The organism is Mycobacterium kiyosense (assembly GCA_021654635.1).
In the GTDB taxonomy this organism is placed as follows: domain Bacteria; phylum Actinomycetota; class Actinomycetes; order Mycobacteriales; family Mycobacteriaceae; genus Mycobacterium; species Mycobacterium kiyosense.
The window spans coordinates 1101470-1121527 of record AP025179.1; the positions used below are offsets into that span (position 1 = coordinate 1101470).

Annotated in this window: 19 protein-coding genes and 5 pseudogenes; 13 read left to right on the top strand and 11 right to left on the bottom strand. The window is 67.7% G+C overall.

Going from position 1 to position 20058, the window contains the following annotated elements; genetic code table 11:
* The first annotated feature begins 32 nt into the window (after positions 1-32).
* The 3 genes from L6444_RS05230 to L6444_RS05240 are packed head-to-tail and all read left to right on the top strand — an operon-like array spanning position 33 to position 1914.
* Positions 33-578 carry a sigma-70 family RNA polymerase sigma factor gene (locus tag L6444_RS05230; protein WP_255731138.1) on the top strand — a complete coding sequence of 182 codons (546 nt, stop codon included), beginning with the start codon at positions 33-35 and terminating at the stop codon, positions 576-578.
* Between the two features lie 48 nt (positions 579-626).
* A complete protein-coding gene (locus L6444_RS05235; protein WP_370653080.1) occupies positions 627-1373 on the top strand; it encodes an anti-sigma factor family protein in 747 nt (248 codons plus the stop codon).
* A gap of 40 nt (positions 1374-1413) precedes the next feature.
* Positions 1414-1914, top strand: coding sequence for a MarR family winged helix-turn-helix transcriptional regulator (locus tag L6444_RS05240; protein WP_236981208.1), 501 nt, complete (start codon positions 1414-1416; stop codon positions 1912-1914).
* A gap of 12 nt (positions 1915-1926) precedes the next feature.
* On the opposite strand, the gene mmsB is transcribed toward L6444_RS05240, so the two are convergent.
* The 3 genes from mmsB to L6444_RS05255 are packed head-to-tail and all read right to left on the bottom strand — an operon-like array spanning position 1927 to position 5534.
* Positions 1927-2811: a 3-hydroxyisobutyrate dehydrogenase gene (mmsB, locus tag L6444_RS05245; protein ID WP_236981209.1), complete on the bottom strand. Its 885-nt coding sequence runs from the start codon at positions 2809-2811 to the stop codon at positions 1927-1929.
* A gap of 33 nt (positions 2812-2844) precedes the next feature.
* Complete coding sequence (locus L6444_RS05250; RefSeq protein WP_236981210.1) at positions 2845-4005, bottom strand: acyl-CoA dehydrogenase family protein; 1161 nt, start codon at positions 4003-4005, stop codon at positions 2845-2847.
* 8 nt (positions 4006-4013) lie between these two features.
* Positions 4014-5534, bottom strand: coding sequence for a CoA-acylating methylmalonate-semialdehyde dehydrogenase (locus L6444_RS05255; protein WP_236981211.1), 1521 nt, complete (start codon positions 5532-5534; stop codon positions 4014-4016).
* Positions 5535-5657: 123 nt separating this feature from the next.
* Here L6444_RS05255 and L6444_RS05260 point away from each other — a divergent pair.
* Positions 5658-6937 (top strand): annotated as a pseudogene (locus L6444_RS05260) (HNH endonuclease).
* 1 nt (position 6938) lies between these two features.
* Here L6444_RS05260 and L6444_RS05265 read toward each other — a convergent pair.
* The 5 genes from L6444_RS05265 to L6444_RS05285 form a co-directional block, all read right to left on the bottom strand.
* Entirely contained in the window at positions 6939-7436 is a 498-nt protein-coding gene (locus L6444_RS05265; RefSeq protein ID WP_236981212.1) for a lipoprotein LpqH, read from the bottom strand.
* Between the two features lie 90 nt (positions 7437-7526).
* Positions 7527-8138 carry a dTDP-4-dehydrorhamnose 3,5-epimerase gene (gene rfbC, locus L6444_RS05270; RefSeq protein WP_236981213.1) on the bottom strand — a complete coding sequence of 204 codons (612 nt, stop codon included), beginning with the start codon at positions 8136-8138 and terminating at the stop codon, positions 7527-7529.
* A gap of 1 nt (position 8139) precedes the next feature.
* Entirely contained in the window at positions 8140-9135 is a 996-nt protein-coding gene (rfbB, locus tag L6444_RS05275) for a dTDP-glucose 4,6-dehydratase (protein WP_236981214.1), read from the bottom strand.
* A 10-nt stretch (positions 9136-9145) separates the two neighbouring features.
* Positions 9146-10006: an LLM class F420-dependent oxidoreductase gene (locus L6444_RS05280; RefSeq protein WP_236981215.1), complete on the bottom strand. Its 861-nt coding sequence runs from the start codon at positions 10004-10006 to the stop codon at positions 9146-9148.
* A 31-nt stretch (positions 10007-10037) separates the two neighbouring features.
* Positions 10038-10874: an LLM class F420-dependent oxidoreductase gene (locus tag L6444_RS05285; protein WP_236981216.1), complete on the bottom strand. Its 837-nt coding sequence runs from the start codon at positions 10872-10874 to the stop codon at positions 10038-10040.
* A gap of 253 nt (positions 10875-11127) precedes the next feature.
* On the opposite strand from L6444_RS05285, the gene infA reads away from it, so the two are divergent.
* From infA to truA, 8 genes and pseudogenes are all read left to right on the top strand, one after another.
* Entirely contained in the window at positions 11128-11349 is a 222-nt protein-coding gene (gene infA, locus L6444_RS05290; protein WP_003418601.1) for a translation initiation factor IF-1, read from the top strand.
* Between the two features lie 39 nt (positions 11350-11388).
* Complete coding sequence (rpmJ, locus tag L6444_RS05295) at positions 11389-11502, top strand: 50S ribosomal protein L36 (protein WP_003886927.1); 114 nt, start codon at positions 11389-11391, stop codon at positions 11500-11502.
* 164 nt (positions 11503-11666) lie between these two features.
* Positions 11667-12041, top strand: coding sequence for a 30S ribosomal protein S13 (rpsM, locus tag L6444_RS05300; protein WP_036352829.1), 375 nt, complete (start codon positions 11667-11669; stop codon positions 12039-12041).
* A gap of 5 nt (positions 12042-12046) precedes the next feature.
* The gene (gene rpsK / locus L6444_RS05305) at positions 12047-12466 is read left to right on the top strand and encodes a 30S ribosomal protein S11 (RefSeq protein ID WP_065143524.1); all 420 of its coding nucleotides are present in this window, start codon (positions 12047-12049) and stop codon (positions 12464-12466) included.
* Between the two features lie 18 nt (positions 12467-12484).
* A pseudogene (rpsD, locus tag L6444_RS05310) lies at positions 12485-13091 on the top strand (30S ribosomal protein S4).
* A gap of 83 nt (positions 13092-13174) precedes the next feature.
* Positions 13175-14218 carry a DNA-directed RNA polymerase subunit alpha gene (locus tag L6444_RS05315; RefSeq protein ID WP_236981217.1) on the top strand — a complete coding sequence of 348 codons (1044 nt, stop codon included), beginning with the start codon at positions 13175-13177 and terminating at the stop codon, positions 14216-14218.
* Between the two features lie 58 nt (positions 14219-14276).
* A pseudogene (gene rplQ / locus L6444_RS05320) lies at positions 14277-14817 on the top strand (50S ribosomal protein L17); the annotation flags it as partial.
* A 23-nt stretch (positions 14818-14840) separates the two neighbouring features.
* Complete coding sequence (gene truA, locus L6444_RS05325) at positions 14841-15743, top strand: tRNA pseudouridine synthase A (RefSeq protein ID WP_459561271.1); 903 nt, start codon at positions 14841-14843, stop codon at positions 15741-15743.
* Here the strand turns inward: truA and L6444_RS05330 are convergent.
* Together L6444_RS05330 and L6444_RS05335 are read right to left on the bottom strand one after the other, a co-directional pair.
* Positions 15740-16269: pseudogene (locus L6444_RS05330) on the bottom strand (cutinase family protein). The gene truA and the pseudogene L6444_RS05330 overlap by 4 nt on opposite strands.
* Positions 16270-16388: 119 nt before the next feature.
* Positions 16389-17237 carry a cutinase family protein gene (locus L6444_RS05335; RefSeq protein WP_370653145.1) on the bottom strand — a complete coding sequence of 283 codons (849 nt, stop codon included), beginning with the start codon at positions 17235-17237 and terminating at the stop codon, positions 16389-16391.
* Positions 17238-17373: 136 nt separating this feature from the next.
* On the opposite strand from L6444_RS05335, the pseudogene eccB reads away from it, so the two are divergent.
* Positions 17374-18772: pseudogene (eccB, locus tag L6444_RS05340) on the top strand (type VII secretion protein EccB).
* On the opposite strand, the gene mycP reads toward eccB, so the two are convergent.
* Positions 18734-20056, bottom strand: coding sequence for a type VII secretion-associated serine protease mycosin (gene mycP, locus L6444_RS05345; RefSeq protein WP_236983836.1), 1323 nt, complete (start codon positions 20054-20056; stop codon positions 18734-18736). The pseudogene eccB and the gene mycP overlap by 39 nt on opposite strands.
* Positions 20057-20058 lie beyond the last annotated feature (2 nt).

The window sequence follows — 20058 nt, forward strand, 5'->3', positions numbered from 1 at the left end:
CTCGGCTCGTGTCGTAGGCGGGAGGTGATCGAGTGGCTCGCGAGGCCGGGACTTGGGGCGGGTCCGAGACCGCCGAAGCCGCTCTGATGAAGGCGTTGTACGACGAGCATGCCGCGGCCTTGTGGCGTTACGCGCTGCGGTTGACCGGCGATGCCAGCCAGGCCGAGGACGTCGTCCAGGAGACGCTGCTGCGGGCCTGGCAGCACCCCGAGGTCGTCGGCGACGCGGCGCGGTCGGCTCGGGCGTGGTTGTTCACCGTAGCCCGCAACATGATCATCGACGACCGCCGCAGCGCCCGGTTCCGCAATGTCGTGGGATCGATCGACGAGGCCGGGGCGCCGGAGCGGGCCACCCCCGACGAGGTCAACGCGGCCCTCGACCGGCTGTTGATCGGCGACGCGATGGCCCAGCTCTCCATTGACCATCGGGCTGTGATCGAGCGGTCCTACTACCGCGGCTGGACCACCACGCAGATAGCTGACGACCTGAAAATCGCCGAGGGAACGGTGAAGTCGCGGCTGCACTACGCCGTGCGGGCGCTGCGGCTGCAACTGCAGGAACTGGGAGTCACCCGATGATCGCCGTCTGGGCGGTCGTCGGCTCCGAATACGTGAGGATGACGGGAGATGGATGACATGAATCGGCCGTCGTGGGGGCCGTCGGAACGGCACGGCCCGCCCACCGACACGCATCACTATGCGACATGGGATGCCGCTTATGTACTGGGGTCGCTGTCCGCGACGGACCGCCGCGAATTCGAAGACCACCTGGCCGGTTGTCCGGCATGTCGCGACGCCGTCGCCGAACTCAGCGGCATCCCGGCCCTGCTCGCCCAATTGAGCCATGCCGACGTGGATGCGATCAGCGAGTCGGGCTACGTACCGCAGATATCGCCGCGCCTACTGCCGTCGTTGCTGGAGACCGTGCGCGCGCGCCGGCGCCGCACCCGCATCACCACCTGGGCGGCCTCGGTTGCCGCGGCCGTGGTGCTGGGTGTCGGCGTATTGGTGGGTGTGAATGGCGCGGCCGACATTTTCGGGAATCACCCGCAGCCCGCCGCCACGTCGGCCCAACCCATGGCGCAGGTCGGAACCAAGCTGTTGACGTCGACGATTTTGTTCAGCAGCCAGAGCTGGGGGACGATGATCAGCCTGCAGTGCTACTGCTTGGCGCCGCCGGACGCTCACCACGACACCCTTGCCATGGTGATAGTCAATCGCGACGGCAGCCAGACCCGGCTGGCCACCTGGGTGGCCGAGCCCGGCCGCACCGCGAACCCGGCGGGCAGCACCTCGACGCAACTCGACCAGATCGCTTCCGTACGAGTGATTTCCGCCGACAGCGGACAGGTACTGCTGGAACGGACCCTCTGAGAGGGCCGCGTCGAGGGCCCCAGTGCGGTAAGAAAGAGGCGTGGCCGACTCCGCGAAGCGTGATCCCATCGCCGCGGCACGGGCCAATTGGGAGCGGGCCGGATGGGCTGACGTCTCGTCGGGCATGGTTGCCGTGACCTCGGTGATGCGGGCGCATCAGATCCTGCTGGCGCGGGTCGAAGCGGCCCTGCGGCCTTACGACCTGAGCTTCTCCCGGTTCGAACTGCTGCGTCTGCTGGCGTTCAGCCGCACCGGCGCGTTGCCGATCACCAAGGCGTCGGACCGGCTGCAGGTGCACGTCACCAGCGTCACGCATGCGATCCGGCGGTTGGAAGCCGACGGGCTGGTGCGCCGGGTGCCGCATCCCACCGACGGGCGGACCACGCTGGTCGAGATCACCGAACTCGGCCGGTCCACCGTCGAGGACGCCACCGTCACCCTCAACGAGCAGGTGTTCGCCGACATCGGGATGGGGGCCGACGAGTCGGAGGCGCTGGTGTCGTCGATCGAGACGTTGCGTCGCCACGCGGGCGACTTCTAGGACCCGCGTTTTTTAAGCCTCGCGCAGGGTTTCGATGATCGCGCTGAAGTCCTTATCGGGGTGCTCGACAGCGAAATCGGCGTAGAGACGGGCGGCGTGGCTACCCAGCGGCGCCGACGCTCCGGTCGATTTCACCGCGTCCATCGCCAAGCCCAGGTCTTTGTTCATCAGCGCGGTCGCAAAACCCGGCTTGAAATCGTTGTTCGCCGGCGATGTCGGAACCGGTCCTGGCACCGGGCAATTGGTATGTACCGCCCAACAGTTACCGGTCGCGCCGGTGATCACGTCGAACAGCGACTGCGCCGGTAGCCCAAGCTTCTCGGCCAGCACGAACGCTTCACCGATCGCGATCTGCTGCACCGCGAGCACCATGTTGTTGCACACCTTGGCGGCCTGTCCGGCGCCCGGGCCGCCACAGTGAACTATCTTGCCCGCCATGGGTTTCAACGCCCAGCGGGCACGCTCCACGGCTTCGGCGTCGCCGCCGACCATGAACGCCAGCGTGCCGGCCGCCGCACCCTTCACACCCCCGGAGACCGGCGCGTCGACCTGCGCCATGCCGTGAGACTCGGCCAGCGCGTGGACTTCTCGCGCGTCATCGACCGAGATGGTGGAGCTGTCGACGAACAGGGCACCGGGCCGTGCGGCGGGCAGAATCTCGGCGTAGCAACGTTTGACCACATCACCGCTGGGCAGCATGGTGATCACCACGTCGGCGTCGGCCACCGCCTGGGCCGGGCTGTCGAAGACCGCCGCGCCCTGGCCGGCAGCGGCGTCCGCAGCGGCGGGGGCGGGGTCGAACCCGCGCACCGCGTGGCCCGCTTTCACCAGGTTCGCCGACATCGGCCCGCCCATGTTTCCCAGACCGAGGAACGCAATCGTCAGGAACTCGGTCATGGTCGCCCTTCTAGCACTGGTTCATCCGGCGGCTTATCCCGCAGCTTTGAAACGGGCGGCCTCGGCGCGGCCGACTACTACCCGCATGATCTCGTTGGTCCCTTCCAGGATCCGATGCACCCGCAGATCGCGAACGATCTTTTCCAGACCATACTCCCGCAGGTAACCGTAACCGCCGTGCAGTTGCAGCGCCTTGTCGGCGACTTCGTAGCACGTGTCGGTGACATAGCGCTTGGCCATCGCGCACAGTTCCACCTTGTCGGCGGTGTCCTCGTCGAGCGCATTCGCCGCCCGCCACAACATCATTCGCGATGTCTCCAACCCGGTGGCCATGTCGGCCAGGGTGAACCGGATGGTGGGCTCGTCAATGAGGGCCTTGCCGAACGCGTGGCGCTCGCGCACGTACGCGCCCGCCTTGTCGAACGCGGACTGGCCGCCGCCCAGTGAGCATGCCGCGATGTTCAGCCGGCCACCGTTGAGGCCGTTCATCGCAATGCCGAAGCCGGTGCCCTCGCCGTCGGCGCCGCCCAGCATCGCGTCGGCAGGTACCCGGACGCCCTCGAGGATGACCTGCGCGGTGGGCTGCGCGTTCCAGCCCATCTTCTGTTCCATCGCACCGAAACTCAGCCCAGGCGTGTCCTTTTCGACGACGAACGCCGAAATGCCGCGGGGACCCTCGGATCCGGTTCGGGCCATCACCACGTACACGTCGGACGCGCCGGCGCCGGAGATGAACTGTTTGACGCCGTCGAGTACGTAATCTGAGCCCTGCTTGGCCGCGCGGGTGCTCAGCGCGCTCGCGTCGGAACCGGCGCCTGGCTCGGTCAGGCAATAACTCGCGATGACATCCATCGAGGCCAGTCGCGGCACCCAGCTCTTGCGTTGCTCCTCGGTGCCGTAGCGGTCGATCATCCACGAGCACATGTTGTGAATGGACAGGAACGCGGCGGTGACCGGATCCGCGATGGCCAACTGTTCGAAGATGCGCACGCCGTCGAGTCGCCGCAAGCCGCTGCCACCGACGTCGTCGCGACAGTAGATCGCCGCCATGCCGAGTTCGGCGGCCTCGCGCAGCACATCGGTCGGAAAATGCTTGCTGGCATCCCATTCCAGGGCGAACGGGGCGATGCGCTTTTCGGCGAACGCCGCCGCTGTCTCGGTGATTACCCGTTCTTCGTCGTCAAGAGTGAACATGGTGACCGCTAATCCATTGTCGGGATGGAGAATTCGGCACCATCCTTGATGCCCGATGGCCAGCGCGACGTGACGGTCTTCACCTTCGTGTAGAACTGAATGGACGCGGGGCCGTGCTGGTTCAGGTCGCCGAATCCCGAGCGCTTCCAGCCGCCGAAGGTGTGGTAGGCCACCGGTACCGGGATCGGCACGTTGACGCCGACCATGCCCACTTCAACCCGTGAGGTGAAGTCGCGCGCGGTGTCGCCATCGCGGGTGAAGATGGCCACGCCGTTGCCGTATTCGTGTTCGCTGGGCAGCCGCAAGGCCTCTTCGTAGTCGTGCGCCCGCACGATGCACAACACCGGGCCGAAGATTTCGTCGGTGTAGATGGACATGTCGGTGGTGACCCGGTCGAACAGAGTGGGGCCGATGAAGAAGCCGCCCTCCAGGTTGGCGTCACCGAAAGTCAAGTCGTCGCTTGCCCGTTCACGGCCGTCGATGACCAGTTCGGCGCCGGCGTCCACACCCTGGCCGATGTAGTCGCGCACGCGATTGAGCGCTGCTTCGGTGACCAGCGGGCCGTAGTCGGCCTTGGGGTCCAGGCTGTGGCCGACCCGCAGATTGTTGATTCGCTCGATCAGCCTGGCGCGCAATCGATCCGCGGTTTGCTCGCCCACCGGGACGGCAACGCTGATGGCCATGCACCGCTCGCCGGCGCTGCCGTAGCCGGCGCCGATCAGCGCGTCGACGGCCTGCTCGAGGTCGGCGTCCGGCATGACGATCATGTGATTCTTGGCCCCGCCGAAGCACTGCGATCGCTTCCCGGTGGCCGCGGCATTGGCGTAGATGTACTGCGCGATGTCGGAACTGCCGACGAACCCGACCGCCTTGATGTCCGGGTGCTGCAGGATGGCGTCGACGGCCTCCTTGTCGCCGTGCACCACTTGGAAGACCCCGGGCGGCAGTCCGGCCTCGGTGAACAGCTCGGCGAGGCGCAGCGGAACCGATGGGTCCCGCTCACTTGGCTTGAGTACGAACGCATTTCCGCACGCGAGGGCGGGGCCGGCCTTCCACAGCGGGATCATGGCCGGGAAGTTGAACGGGGTGATCCCCGCGACCACACCGAGGGGTTGGCGCAGCGAGTACACGTCGATGGCCGGCCCGGCGCCCTCGGTGTACTCGCCCTTGAGCAGGTGGGGGATGCCGAGGCAGAACTCGATGACCTCGATGCCGCGCTGGATGTCGCCCTTGGCGTCGGCCACCGTCTTGCCGTGTTCGAGGGACAGCAGCTCGGCAAGCTCGTCGCTGTTCTGGTTGACCAGCTCGATGAACCGCATCAAGACTCGGGCGCGACGCTGTGGATTCCAAGCGGCCCAACCCTTTTGGGCTTCTTTGGCGGATGCGACGGCGGCGTCTACGTCGGCCTGGCCGGCCATCGGCACGGTGGCCTGGACCTCCCCGGTGCTGGGGTTGAGAACGTCGGCGGTGCGGGTGGACTGGCCGGCGGTGCGCTGGCCGTCGATGAAGTGCGGAACCTGTGTGGTCATGGTTGTCCCAGCGGGGTTAGGAGGAGTATAGGAACGATACTTGCATATCCTAGTAAATTGCGGCGGGCGATCGCAAGGCGGTCCGGTGTGCACCTTGCGCCGGACTGTGCTACGATCGAACACATGTGCGAATCGCTTGACTTAGCGGTGGTGCCGGCCGGCGCCGGTGAGGCCGAGTTGATCGCGCGGATCACCGAGCTCGAGCAGATCAAATGCGCCGCGGCGGCCGGGCAGGCCCGCGCGGCGGCGGCCCTGGATGCCGCGCGGCGCGCTACCGAGGCAGCCACCGGGGTGCCCGCGGGCAAGCGGGGCCGCGGGGTGGCCAGCGAGGTCGCCCTAGCCCGCCACGACTCCCCGAACCGCGGCGGTCGCCACCTCGGGTTCGCCAAAGCCCTGGTCCACGAAATGCCCCACACCCTGGCCGCCCTGGAATCCGGGGCGCTCTCGAATGGCGCGCGACGTTGATCGTGCGCGAATCAGCTTGCCTGGACCTCGAAGATCGACGCAGGCTCGACGCCGAGCTGTGCGCTGACGCGGCGGCGTTGGCCGGCATGGGTGATCGGCGCATCACCGCCGCCGCAAAGACGATTGCTTACCGTCTGGACCCGCACGCGGTCGTCGATCGCGCTGCTAAAGCGGTCGAGGAGCGCACGGTCACCACCCGGCCGGCCCCGGACATGATGACCTGGATCAGCGCACTACTGCCGGTCGCCCAGGGTGTGGGCGTCTACGCGGCGCTCCGCCGCGCCGCCGACACCACCTTCGACGGCCGCTCACGTGGGCAGGTGATGGCCGACACTTTGGTTGAGCGCGTCACCGGCACCCCCGCCAGCGCGGCGGCACCGGTGACGGTCAACGTGGTGATCTCCGATCAGGCGCTGCTCGGCGACGACACCGCGCCGGCCGTCCTCGAGGGCTACGGACCCATCCCCGCCGCAGTGGCCCGCAACATGGTGACCAGCGCGGTGGCCGACCGGAAGTCCAAGGCGACGCTGCGCCGGCTCTATGCCAGTCCTGCCACCGGCGCCCTGGTCGCCCTGGAATCGCGGTCCCGCACCTTCCCGCGCGGCCTGGCCGACTTCATCGGCCTGCGCGACCAAACCTGCCGCACCCCCTACTGCGACGCCCCCATCCGCCACCGCGACCACGCCCAACCCTGCAAACGCCGCGGACCCACCACCGCCACCAACGGCCTGGGACTCTGCGAACACTGCAACTACCTCAAAGAATCACCCGGCTGGACCGTCACCACCCACGACAACAACGGCACCCACACCGCCGCATACGCGACGCCGACCGGTGCGCGGTACCAATCGTCCGCGCCACCGATCTATCCGAAATTCGATATCAGCGAAATCGAAACAGCCATCAGCATCACACTGACCAACCGCCATGCCGCCTAAATCAGGGGCAGGTGGCGTCGACCTCGAAGGTCTTGCTGACCTGTGCGCCCGCGTTGTCGACGCCGGTCGCCGTGCCGGTGATCTGGTAGGTGCTGCCGTTCTTGGTTGCTTTGGCGCTGTTGCCCGGCGCGCCCTCGGTGAAGCTGAGGACCACGCCGTCGACGGTGCCCAGCCCGGCGCTGTGGACCGCGGACCCGTCTTGCTCGAGTCCGACGATGACGCCGATGATCGGATCGCCGATCTGAATGGAGAACTTGCCCTGATACGTCTCGCACACCACTGGGCCGACGGGCTGCGGCTGGCCGCCGATGAGGACCTTGGTCTCCCCGGCCGCTGCGGCGGGCGACGCCGGCACGGTGCCGGAACTGGTGCTGGTCGCGGCCGACGACGAAGCCGAACTCGAAGATGAACTGCCCGAAGACTTCTCGTCCTTCGAGCATCCCGCCATGCCCGCGACCAGCGCCGCGGCGCCAAAGACGATCAACAGCTCTCGCTTCACCAAAGTTCTCCTTCAGTCATTCTGCGGCCCGACGCACGACAGATGCCCAAGCAGTATGGCCGGTGGCGCGGCCTGTTGCACAGACGCCTATTAGCGCCGGCTCGACAAGCCCTTGACGAATGCCTGGGTCTCGTCCCAGGTGGGCAGCAGGCCGGAATCGCGCACTTCGGCGAAGCTGGGGGCCGCGGCGTCGCGGTCCGACAGGCTGGGGGCGGCACCGTCCACCAGCGGCCAGTCGACGGCCAGCGTGGGATCCGTGGCGCGGATGGTGTGTTCGCGCTGGGGATTGTATTCCGCCGAACACAGGTACATCACCGTCGAATCATCTTGCAGCGCAAGGAAACCATGCGCCAACCCCTCGGAGATGTAGATGGTGCGCCGGTCCTTATCGTCCAGCAGGACCGAGTCCCATTCACCGAAAGTCGGCGAACCCAACCGGATATCGACGACGACATCGAATACCGCTCCCCGCACACAGGTGACGTACTTGGCCTGACTCGGCGGCAGCTGGGCGAAGTGCAGGCCACGCAGGACTCCGGCCGACGACACCGAACAGTTGGCCTGCCGCACGTCCAGGCCATGGCCGGCAAAGCCGCGAAAACCCTTGTCGGTCAACCATTCGAAGAACATCCCGCGCGCGTCGCCGTGGATGGTCGGGGTGATCTCCCAGGCCCCCGGGACGCCGAGTTCGCGTACCTTCATCTCACTGACCACGCTGGGCGTAGCGGGCCTCGGCGGCGTCCTTCAGGGGGCGCCACCATGATTCATGGTCCCGGTACCAGTCGATGGTGGCCCGCAAGCCGTCTTCGAAGTCGGTGTGCTTTGGCGCCCAACCCAATTCGTTGTTGAGCAGCGACGGGTCGATGGCGTACCGCAGATCGTGGCCGACGCGGTCGGTGACGTGGTCGAAGTCGTCGGGATCGCGGCCCATCATGCGCAGAATTGTGCGCAGCACGCTCAGATTGTCGCGCTCACCCTCGGAACTGATCAGGTAGGTCTGCCCGATTTTGCCTTTTTCCAGGATCACGCGCACCGCGCTGTTGTGGTCCTCGACGTGGATCCAGTCGCGGACGTTGGCGCCGGCGCCGTAGAGCTTGCACCGCCGGCCGGTCAGCACATTGGTGATCTGACGCGGGATGAACTTCTCGATGTGCTGGTACGGGCCGTAGTTGTTGGAGCAATTGGACAGCGTCGCCCGCACCCCGTAGGACCGCACCCACGCCCGCACCAGCATGTCGCTGCCGGCCTTGGTCGCCGAATAAGGGCTCGACGGGTTGTAGGGCGTTGCCTCGGTGAACCGCTGCGAATCGCCCAGTTCCAGGTCGCCGTAGACCTCGTCGGTGGAGATGTGGTGCAACCGAACCCCGTGGTGCCGAACGGCTTCCAGGATGGTGAACGTTCCCACCACGTTGGTGTGCAGGAACGGCTCCGGGTTGTCCAGAGCATTGTCCACGTGGGATTCGGCGGCGAAATGCACGACGGCGTCGGACTCGGCCACCAACTGCGTCATCAGTTCGGTGTCGCAGATGTCGCCCTCGACGAACCTGATCGAATCCTCGACGTCGGCCAGCGATTCCCGCCGTCCGGCGTAGGTGAGCGCGTCGATCACCGTCACCGAGTCTTCGGGGTGTTCGCGCACCGTGCTGTGCACGAAGTTCGCGCCGATGAAGCCCGCCCCTCCGGTGACCAGCAGTCGCATGGGCACAACCCTAACGGCTGAGGCCCAGTGGTCCTGCCAATTCGCCGAGCACCGGGACCAGCTTCTCGGGGCGTGACGCACCCAGCACCTGGATGGCAACGTGGTCGGCGCCCGCGTCCAGGTGCTCGGTGAGCCGGCGCGCGATGTCCTCGGCAGTGCCGTATGCGACCAGGGCATCGATCAGCCGGTCGCTGCCGGGCTTGCGGACGTCGTCCTCGGTGAACCCCAGCCGCAGCCAGTTGTTCTCGTAGTTGCTCAGGCCCAGGTAGAAGTCGACGAACTTACGGCCGACCGCGCGGGCCTCCTCGGCCTCCGTGGTCAGCACCACCTTGTGCTCGGGTGCCAGGAACACCGAGTTGCCGAGCAGGTGGCGGGCCTTGCCGGTGTGCGTCGGCGTGGTCAGGTACGGGTGAGCTCCCGCACTGCGCTCCGCGGCCAGTTTGAGCACCCGGGGACCCAGCGCGGCCAGCACCCGCCGGCTGGTCGGCACCAGGTCCTTGTCCAGATCGTCGAGATAGGACACCAGCGCGTCGTAGGGCTTCTGGTATTGCTCCGTGTGCTCCGGGTGACCCACCCCGACACCGAGCAGAAACCGCCCCGGGTGCGCGGCTTCGATGCGTTGATACGACGCCGCGACTTCGTCGGCCGGCGCCGACCAGATGTTCACGATCCCGGTGGCCAATTGCAGTGAATCGGTCTGCGCCAGCGCGGGTTCGACCCACGCGAGGTCGGCATCCGGCGATCCGCCGACCCACACCGCGCCGTAACCCAGCGATTCGATGTCGGCCGCCAGCCCCGGGTCCAGCGAGCGGCTGCCCAGCCATACGCCGTACCGGCCCAGGTCAGGTTTGAGGGAAACCGAGTCAGTCATCTGAGCTCCTATACCCGTTTACCGGTACCCGTTATAGCCCGAGCGCGGTGGCCAGTTCGGCCAGCACCGGTACCGGGTCTCGGGCCAGCACCTGGACCGGAACGTGGTCCGCGCCCGCGTCGAGGTGCTCGCGCAGCCGCGCCGCGACGGCGTCGGTGGTTCCGTACGCGACGACGGCGTCGACCAGGCGGTCACTGCCCGGTTTGGCGACGTCATCGTCGGTGAAGCCGAGCCGCTTCCAGTTGTTCAGATAGTTGGCGAGGTTGAGATAGATGCCGAGCGCCTTGCGGCCCACCGCCCGCGCCTGCTCCGGATCGGTGGTCAGCACGACCTTGTGCTCGGGCGCCAGAAAGGCCTGCGGGCCGATCAGCTCGCGCGCCCGGGCGGTGTGCTCGGGGGTGGTCAGATACGGGTGCGCGCCAGCGCTGCGCCGGGCGGACAACTTGAGAACCTGCGGGCCCAGCGCGGCCACCACCCGCCGGTTCTTGGGCACACCGAACTCGTCGAGCTGGTCCAGGTACTCCACCAACGCGTCGTAGGGCTTGCGGTACTCGGTGTGCGCCTCCGGATGACCGACGCCGATCCCCAGCAGGAAACGACCGGGGTAAGCCTTGTCGATCCGGTGGAACGACTCGGCGACCGGCGCTGCGGCTGCCGTCCAGATGTTGACGATCCCGGTGGCCACCTGCAACGTGTTGGTCGCTTCCAGAATCGGCTCCACCCAGTCCAGTTCGGCGGGCGGGGAGCCGCCCACCCAGACCGCGCCGTAGCCGAGGGCTTCGATCTCCCTGGCTTGCTGGGGCGTGACGCCGCGTCCGAACGAGCCGAACCGGCCAAGATCAGGTTTTCCTACAGCAGAATCGGTCATGGTTGCTCCAACCCCCGGGGTGACCTGGCCTATTCCGGGTGTCGGGGCTGCTACGGCGTTTTGCGTCGGGGGCAGCGAAGCGGGTATCGTTGCCCGACGGTGCGGCGTTCGTGCCGGCTCTTGGCGTGCCCAGTCCTGAATTCTGCGGAGTACTTCGCGGAATTTCCATCACCGGCTCACGTTTTGAAGTCAGGACGCCTGCTGCGCCGAACCAGGTGCACGGAAACGAAAAGTAGAGGATCGCCGAAAAGTAATGGCTAAGAAGGACGGCGCCATCGAGGTCGAGGGCCGCGTGGTCGAGCCGCTGCCCAATGCGATGTTTCGCATTGAGCTGGAGAACGGCCATAAAGTACTCGCCCACATCAGCGGCAAGATGCGGCAGCACTACATCCGCATCCTGCCGGAGGACCGGGTGGTAGTGGAGTTGTCTCCCTACGACCTGTCCCGCGGCCGCATTGTGTACCGGTACAAGTAGCAGCGCAAACACCCAGAGAAGAACAGGACCGAGACTGCCGTGAAGGTGAACCCGAGCGTCAAGCCGATCTGTGACAAGTGCAGGGTGATCCGTCGGCACGGACGGGTCATGGTGATCTGCCAGGATCCCCGGCACAAGCAGCGGCAGGGCTGATCAACAGCAGGGCCCGCCTGCCCTACACAACTGAATGCTGACCTCCCAGCACCACTGAGCGGATACGCCGCACAGGACACGCCCGGACGGAGGCCGGGCCCCGCGCACAAGCGGGAACGGACTGGGATAAGACCTCCGCCTAGAAAAAAGAGGAAACGCCACCTATGGCTCGACTAGTAGGCGTCGATCTGCCGCGTGACAAGCGGATGGAGATCGCGCTGACCTATATCTTCGGCATCGGCCGTACCCGCTCGAACGAGATTCTGGCGGCCACCGGCATCGACAAGGACTTGCGCACCAAGGACCTCACCGATGACCAGCTGACTCATCTGCGCGACTACATCGAAGCGAACCTGAAGGTCGAGGGCGACCTGCGCCGCGAGGTGCAGGCCGACATTCGTCGCAAGATCGAGATCGGCTGCTACCAGGGGCTGCGGCACCGCCGCGGCCTGCCGGTACGCGGCCAGCGGACCAAGACCAACGCGCGGACCCGTAAAGGCCCCAAGCGCACCATCGCAGGCAAGAAGAAGGCCAGGTAGTACAGATGCCACCAGCGAAAAAGGGGCAAGCAGGCTCCGCCAAGAAGGGCCAGAAGACCCGCCGCAGGGAAAAGAAGAACGTCCCGCACGGCGCCGCCCACATCAAGAGCACCTTCAACAACACGATCGTGACGATCACCGACCCCCAGGGCAATGTCATCGCCTGGGCGTCTTCGGGTCACGTCGGGTTCAAGGGATCGCGGAAGTCGACGCCGTTCGCCGCCCAGCTGGCCGCGGAGAACGCCGCGCGCAAGGCGCAGGAGCACGGCGTGCGCAAGGTCGACGTGTTCGTCAAGGGCCCGGGCTCCGGCCGGGAGACCGCGATCCGTTCGCTGCAGGCCGCGGGCTTGGAGGTGGGCGCCATCTCCGACGTCACCCCGCAGCCGCACAACGGTGTCCGCCCGCCCAAGCGTCGGCGCGTCTAGGTCTAGGAGGACATACCAATGGCTCGTTACACCGGACCCATCACCCGCAAGTCGCGTCGCCTGGGCACCGACCTCGTCGGCGGCGACCAGTCCTTCGAGAAGCGTCCCTACCCGCCCGGTCAGCACGGCCGCGCCCGGGTCAAGGAGAGCGAATACCGTCAGCAGCTGCAGGAGAAGCAGAAGGCGCGCTTCACCTACGGCGTGATGGAGAAGCAGTTCCGCCGCTACTACGAAGAGGCCGTGCGCCACACCGGCAAGACCGGTGAGGAGCTGCTGAGGATCCTGGAGAGTCGGCTCGACAACGTCGTCTACCGCGCCGGGCTGGCCCGGACCCGGCGGATGGCCCGTCAGCTGGTCACCCACGGTCACTTCACCGTCAACGGGGTCCGCGTCGACGTCCCCAGCTACCGGGTGTCGCAGTACGACATCATCGACGTGCGGGACCAGTCGCTGAACACCGTGCCGTTCCAGATCGCGCGGGAGACCGCGGGCGACCGCCCGATCCCCGAGCTGGCTGCAGGTGGTGGGGGAGCGGCAGCGCATCCTGATCCACCAGCTGCCCGAGCGCGCCCAGATCGACGTCCCGCTCACCGAGCAGCTGATCGTCGAGTACTACTCGAAGTAAGACTTCCGGGCCGGCAAAACCGCCGGAGCGGAATACCTAACGGCATCAAATAGCGGGTGCCGAGAAGGAGAAGAAGAAATACCATGCTGATCTCTCAGCGCCCAACCCTGTCGGAGGAAATCCTCACCGACAACCGGTCCCAGTTCGTCATCGAACCGCTGGAGCCGGGATTCGGCTACACCCTTGGCAATTCGCTGCGTCGCACGCTGCTGTCGTCGATCCCCGGCGCGGCTGTCACCAGCATCCGCATCGACGGCGTCCTGCACGAATTCACCACCGTCCCCGGCGTCAAGGAAGACGTCACCGACATCATCCTGAACCTCAAGAGCCTGGTCGTGTCCTCCGAGGAGGACGAGCCGGTCACCATGTACCTGCGCAAGCAGGGCCCGGGTGAAGTCACCGCGGGCGACATCGTCCCCCCGGCCGGTGTCACGGTGCACAACCCCTCGATGCACATCGCGACGCTGAACGACAAGGGCAAGCTCGAGGTCGAGCTGGTGGTCGAGCGGGGCCGCGGCTACGTGCCGGCCGTGCAGAACCGGGCCTCGGGTGCCGAAATCGGCCGTATCCCAGTCGATTCCATCTACTCGCCGGTGCTCAAGGTGACTTACAAGGTGGACGCCACCCGTGTCGAGCAGCGCACCGACTTCGACAAGCTGATCCTGGACGTCGAGACCAAGAGTTCGATCACGCCGCGCGACGCGCTGGCGTCGGCCGGCAAGACGCTGGTCGAATTGTTCGGCCTGGCACGCGAACTCAACGTCGAGGCCGAGGGCATCGAGATCGGGCCGTCGCCGGCCGAGGCCGACCACATCGCCTCGTTCGCGCTGCCGATCGACGACCTGGACCTGACCGTGCGGTCCTACAACTGCCTCAAGCGCGAGGGCGTGCACACCGTCGGCGAACTGGTCTCGCGCACCGAGTCCGACCTGCTCGACATCCGCAACTTCGGTCAGAAGTCCATCGACGAGGTGAAGGTCAAGCTGCACCAGCTGGGTCTGTCGCTCAAGGACAGCCCGCCCAGCTTCGACCCGTCGGAGGTCGCCGGTTACGACGTCGCCACCGGCACCTGGTCCACCGAGGCCGCCTACGACGACCAGGACTACGCGGAAACCGAACAGCTCTAAGCCATTCCGTCCCGGTCCTACCTGATACGGGGACCGGCCCCACATAGGAGAAGTCGCAATGCCCAAGCCCACCAAGGGTCCTCGCCTCGGCGGGTCGTCGTCGCATCAGAAGGCGATTCTGGCCAACCTGGCCACGTCGTTGTTCGAGCACGGCCGGATCAAAACCACCGAGCCCAAGGCGCGGGCGCTGCGGCCCTACGCGGAGAAGCTGATCACCCACGCCAAGAAGGGCAGCTTGCACAATCGGCGTGAGGTTATGAAGAAGATCCGCGACAAGGACGTCGTGCACACCTTGTTCGCCGAGATCGGACCCTTCTTCTCCGATCGCGAGGGCGGCTACACCCGCATCATCAAGGTCGAGCCGCGCAAGGGTGACAACGCTCCGATGGCGGTGATCGAGCTGGTGCGGGAGAAGACCGTCACTTCGGAGGCCGACCGGGCGCGCCGGGTAGCCGCCCAGCAGGCCAAGACCCAGAAGGACGCACCGCCGGCAGCCACCGAAACGGCGGCCGCGGCGCCGCAGGGCCGCGGTCGAGCCGGAGGCCGTCGAGGAATCGGCCGCCGCTGACGAGGCGGCCACGGAGGCCGCCCCCCGAGACCGCTGCGGCAGCGCCGCAGGCGAGTGTCGAAGAGTCCGACGAGGTCGGAGAGTCCGAAGAGGCCGAAGGGGCCGCCGAGAATTAGCGAGTCCGTCCGTCTGCGGCTCGACATCGCCTACGACGGAACAGATTTCGCGGGCTGGGCGGCACAAGCCGAGCAACGCACGGTCGCCGGCGTCCTCGATGAGGCGCTGGCGACCGTGTTTCGCTGTCCGATCCAGGTTCGCGCGGCAGGACGCACCGACGCCGGCGTGCATGCCACCGGGCAGGTGGCCCACCTCGACGTGCCCGCCGATGCCGTGCCCAACGCCTACTCGCGAAACACGCGCCCGGAGGATCCGGAGTTTCTACCGCTGGTGCGCCGGCTCGCCAGATTCCTGCCCGCAGATGTTCGGGTGCTCCATATCGCCCGTGCGCCAGCGGGTTTCGACGCCCGATTCTCGGCGCTGCGCCGCCATTACGCCTACCGGCTGTCGACCGCGCCCTACGGGGTGGTGCCGCAGCTGGCGCGTTTCGTCACCGCCTGGCCGCGCGAGCTGGACCTCGACGCGATGACCGTCGCAGCACGAAACATGTTGGGACTGCACGACTTCGCAGCGTTCTGCCGTCATCGCGAAGGCGCCACCACCATCCGCGAGCTGCAAAGACTGGACTGGTCGCGAGATGGGGACCTGATCACCGCGCAGGTCAGTGCCGACGCGTTCTGCTGGTCGATGGTGCGCTCGCTGGTGGGCGCGCTGCTGGCCGTCGGTGAGCACCGGCGCACACCGCAATGGTGTGTTGAACTGCTCACCGCGACAACCAGATCCAGTGACTTCGCGGCTGCGCCGCCGCAAGGGCTGACGCTGGTCGCGGTGGACTACCCGCCGGACGACCAGCTCGCGGCCCGCAACCTGATCACCCGCGACATCCGGTCCCGAAGCTAAAGCTTGCCCGCAACAAACCCGGCGGCCTGATCCACCAGGCCGGAATCGATGTACGACGGCTGCAGGTGTGACGGCCAGTTCGTGCCCTTGCCGCAGATAGGGTCGCCCTGCGCGCACTGGTCGATCGTCTTGCCCGCGTAGGCCGGAGCAACTCCGTGGGTGCCGTTGCCGAACAACGCGACCGCCGCGACGTGCTGATCCACCCCCCGGCGGGATGCGGCCCCAGGTGGCCAGGTCGGCCACCTCGGCGCCCAGGGAATACCCGCCGAGCACCTCGCGGGTGTTCGGGCAGCCTTTCGCCATCGATTGGACGTGCTGGCTCATATCGTTGGCGCCACTGTCGACGGAGATGTTGGCCGGATAGTTGACTCCATACACCCCGATGGGCAAGCTTGTCTTGCCCCGCAGCGAACTGACCAGAGCGTCGCCGACGGCACCGACCCCCGGGTGGCTCCTCGCGGCCGCGGGCGAACACCACCTCGACACCCGGGCACGACGCGGCCACCGCGGGTGCCGCGGCGATCATCGGTGTGAACGACAGCAACGGGAAAATCGCAAAACCGGTCAAGCGAGCAAACGGATCGAGCCTCATGATCCGATGTTACGGATTGACGCGAAATCGGCCAGCAGAGTTAGCCGGCGGCCTTATACGACGGGGGCCTGCGGGATCGATCCCGGCGATCCCGGCGACCCCGGCGTCTGGGGCGTCTGGGGCGTCTGGGGCACCGATCCCGGGTACTGGGGGAACTGCGGAACCGCAGGCACCGACCCCGGCAGCTGGGGTGAGTAGCCGGGAATCTGCCCGGGCAGGTGCGGGGTAGCCCCAGCCGTCAGTCTCTGGGCGACGAAGGTGGCCCCCAGGGTGGTGTACGTCGGGACGTAGCCCTCGGTGTGCCCGCTCCACTCGTTGCCGGAGCCGGCGTGGCAGATCGGGTCCATCGGGTTGCAGTAGTCGACAGCCTTGGCGCCCAGCAGCGCGCTCTTGTTCGGCAACGATCCGCCGGCACGGTCGGCGACGTCACCGAAGGTCACCACCGCCACGACATTGTCGACGTACTGCGGCGGCAGCGAGCTACCCCAGCTGATGCCGCCGATCGGAACGCCGGCAACGATGTCCATCACCGACGCGCCCTGCGAGTATCCGCCCAACACGATCTTGGTGTTCGGGCACGACGACACCGTCGCCTTGACATGGGAAATCACGTCGTTTGCCCCGTCGCCGCCATGCAACTGCAGCTTGCTGGCGGCGTAGTTGACCCCATAAGTCCCGATGTTCAACCCGCTGGTCTGCGCGCGGAGCGAGTCGACGAAGGCGTCGCCCACCCGGCCCATACCCGTGGGCTCGTTGGTGCCGCGGGCGAAAACCACCTCGGCGTCCGGGCAGTCGGCGGCTGAGGCCACCGGCAGGGCAGCACCCGGGATGAGCGCGACAGCGCCCGCCACTGCGGCGGCCAGAGCTAGGGTGCCGGTGCCGGCCCGACCGGCCGTCCGGATGAATTGCAGAAGCACGTCGAGATTTTACCCGCGGCCGGGCCGGGCAAAACCTTTCGCAGCTGTGGATGAACGGTGAATCCGGGCTGGGCGCAGGCCCTACCGTTGCGGGTGATTCGGGCAAGTCTGGGGAGATTCAGTGCCGCGCCAAGCGTCCACCTGGCTGCATACCAGCGGCCACCGGTTCCTGCTGCGGCGCATCGAGAGCGCATTGCTGGGCGAGGATCCGGGGTCGATCAGCGAGCCCCCGCGCGCACCCGCGGCGGCGCTGGCACTCGGATGCGTCCTGGCGGTCGCTGCGCTGCTGGGATGCGCGTGCCTGGCGTTGCTGCGGCCACAGCCCGGGCTCGGCGACGTGCGACTGGTGATGGGCCGGCAATCCGGAGCCTTGTATGTGCGGCTCGCCGACACGTGGCATCCGGTGCTGAACCTGGCGTCGGCTCGGTTGATCCTGGCGGCCGCGGCCGACCCGGTACCGGTGCGCGAGTCCGAGCTCGAGCACACCAAACGTGGCGCGCTGCTGGGGATTCCGGGTGCACCGCAGTTCATCCCCGCGCCGTTGCCGGAGCGCGGGTCGACCTGGACGATCTGCGACAGTGACCCCGGACCGGAGACCACGGTGATCATCGGAACCGCGACCGATGCATCCGTGCGTCGTCTGGACCCCGGACACGCCGCCGTGGTCAGCACCGGCCCGGGCTCGCCGACTTTTCTGCTCTACCGGGGCCTGCGCGCGGCGGTAGATCTGGCCGATCCGGCCGTCCGGCAGGTGCTGGGACTGGCGGAGCCGGCACCGCAACGCGCTTCGCAGTCGTTGCTGAACGCGATCCCCGAGGCCCCACCCATCGCCGCGCCGCGCATCCCCGGCGCAGGTGCGCCGGCGGGACCCTGGCTGCCCGACCTGAAAATCGGCAGTGTGCTGCGAATCACACGTGCATCGGGTGACGAATATTACGTCGTGCTTGCCGACGGGGTGCAGCGCATCGGCCGCGTCGCCGCCGACCTGCTGCGCATCATCGACTCGCACCGCAGCACGCAGCCCGTCGCCGTGGCGCCCGACGTGATCCGGGGGGTTCCAGTGGTGCACACGCTGCCGGTCGCCGGCATTGCCGAACAGGCGCCCAGCGGCTACTCCACCGACGCCACAGTGTGTGCGGCATGGACGCCCGGACCGTCCGGTGCCGCGGACGTCGGGCTGCTGACCGGCGCCGGCCCGCCGGTCGGCCAGGCTTTCAAGCTGGCGCAGGCCGACGGCCGCGGCCCTGCCGTCGACGCCGTCCATCTCCCGCCGGGCCGAAGTGTCTACGTGGCGGCGCAGAGCCTCACCGGAACCGGCGCCCGGGTCGCGACCCGCTATCTCGTGACCGACACCGGGGTGCGGTTCGCGATCCACGACGACGACGCCGCTCGCGCCCTCGGGCTGCCGGCCACGACCGCCGCCGCGCCGTGGCCGATCCTTGCCGCTGCCGTGCGGGCCGGAATTGGGTCGGGAAAAGGCCTTAGTCGCCCACGACGCGATTGTCGCCGGAGCGCGCTGACCGCGTACCTCTCAGCGCGGTGGAGCAGACCGCCGCCAGCAACACCAGCAGGCAGATCCCGGCGCCACCGAACGCGGTGCCGCGTGAGCGGTCGACCGACGGGTCGCGACGGCCGGCGGGCGGCGCCGGCACCTCGACCGACGGCGGCTTCGACTCGTGGGAGGCCGGGCCGGCCGCCCCGGTGGTGTCCGTGCCGATAGCGGCGAGCGCGTCGACCGTGCCGTGGCCCACCACCGGATCCCAGCCGCCGGGCGGATGGTGAGCGGTCGACTCGATGCGCTGCATCACCTGACGCGCGGTGAGCGCCGGGAACCGGGCCCGAATCAGCGCGGCCAGCCCGCTGACAACCGGTGCGGCGTAGCTGGTTCCCGACAGGGGCGCCGATTCGTTGTCCGCGTTGACCGTCTCGTCGGTGACCGGGCTCAGCGAGGTGACCTCCTCGCCGGTCGCCGCGACGTCCACCCACGGCCCGGGCAGGGTGAACGCTGAAGGGGCGCCGCGGGAATCGACCGATCCGACCGTCAGCACGTAGTCGTCGTACCACGCCGGGCTCACCACCACCGAGACGGTCTCACGGGTGACACCGGGCGCCTGGGGCGGGCATTGGCCGGGCCCGCCGGTGTTGCCGGCCGCGGCCACCACGACGATGTTCTTGACGTCGACCGCGTACGCCAGGGCAGCCCCGAGGGCGCGGTCGTCGAGATTGTCGGTGACCGCGACGCACGCGACCGGCGAGATGTTGATGACGGTGGCGCCCAGATCGGCGGCGGTACGCACCGCCCTGGCCAGGGTTTGGACGTCCCCGACACCGGTACCCGAGCCGACCGGACCGAATTTGGCGCTCGATTGCCGGATGCTGATCAGCGTGACGTCGGGCGCCACGCCGCCGACCTTGTCGACGCCGGGAGCGGTGGTGGCAGCGATGATTCCGGCCACCAGCGTGCCGTGGGCGTCGCAGTCCTGGGTGCCGTCGCCGGTGGACACATAGTCGCCGCCGCCCACCAGGTTCTGCAGCCGCGGGTGCCGGCGGACGCCGGTGTCGACGACCGCCACCCGTTGCCCGGCGCCGCGGGTGAACTGCCAGATCCGCGGCAGATCGAGGTCGGCGAGTTGGCTGGGCGGCCCGGTCCTGGCCGGGTCGTCGATGGCTGCGGCGCACACCTCGCGCTGCACGGTGCGCTGCGGGGGCGCCGGGGAAGTTGCTGCGGGCAGCAGCTTTTCGTCGACCGGAGGCGGTGTCACCGCGGATGCCGGCGCGGCACAATTGGCAGCCGCAAACGCCATCG

Excerpts from the sequence above, each read along its gene's own strand:
- L6444_RS05235 (WP_370653080.1), top strand. The coding sequence starts at position 627 with ATGGATGACATGAATCGGCCGTCGTGGGGGCCGTCGGAACGGCACGGC.
- mmsB (WP_236981209.1), bottom strand. The coding sequence starts at position 2,811 with ATGACCGAGTTCCTGACGATTGCGTTCCTCGGTCTGGGAAACATGGGC.
- L6444_RS05250 (WP_236981210.1), bottom strand. The coding sequence starts at position 4,005 with ATGTTCACTCTTGACGACGAAGAACGGGTAATCACCGAGACAGCGGCG.
- L6444_RS05255 (WP_236981211.1), bottom strand. The coding sequence starts at position 5,534 with ATGACCACACAGGTTCCGCACTTCATCGACGGCCAGCGCACCGCCGGC.
- rfbC (WP_236981213.1), bottom strand. The coding sequence starts at position 8,138 with ATGAAGGTACGCGAACTCGGCGTCCCGGGGGCCTGGGAGATCACCCCG.
- rfbB (WP_236981214.1), bottom strand. The coding sequence starts at position 9,135 with ATGCGACTGCTGGTCACCGGAGGGGCGGGCTTCATCGGCGCGAACTTC.
- L6444_RS05280 (WP_236981215.1), bottom strand. The coding sequence starts at position 10,006 with ATGACTGACTCGGTTTCCCTCAAACCTGACCTGGGCCGGTACGGCGTA.
- L6444_RS05285 (WP_236981216.1), bottom strand. The coding sequence starts at position 10,874 with ATGACCGATTCTGCTGTAGGAAAACCTGATCTTGGCCGGTTCGGCTCG.
- infA (WP_003418601.1), top strand. The coding sequence starts at position 11,128 with ATGGCTAAGAAGGACGGCGCCATCGAGGTCGAGGGCCGCGTGGTCGAG.
- rpsM (WP_036352829.1), top strand. The coding sequence starts at position 11,667 with ATGGCTCGACTAGTAGGCGTCGATCTGCCGCGTGACAAGCGGATGGAG.
- rpsK (WP_065143524.1), top strand. The coding sequence starts at position 12,047 with ATGCCACCAGCGAAAAAGGGGCAAGCAGGCTCCGCCAAGAAGGGCCAG.
- L6444_RS05315 (WP_236981217.1), top strand. The coding sequence starts at position 13,175 with ATGCTGATCTCTCAGCGCCCAACCCTGTCGGAGGAAATCCTCACCGAC.
- mycP (WP_236983836.1), bottom strand. The coding sequence starts at position 20,056 with ATGGCGTTTGCGGCTGCCAATTGTGCCGCGCCGGCATCCGCGGTGACA.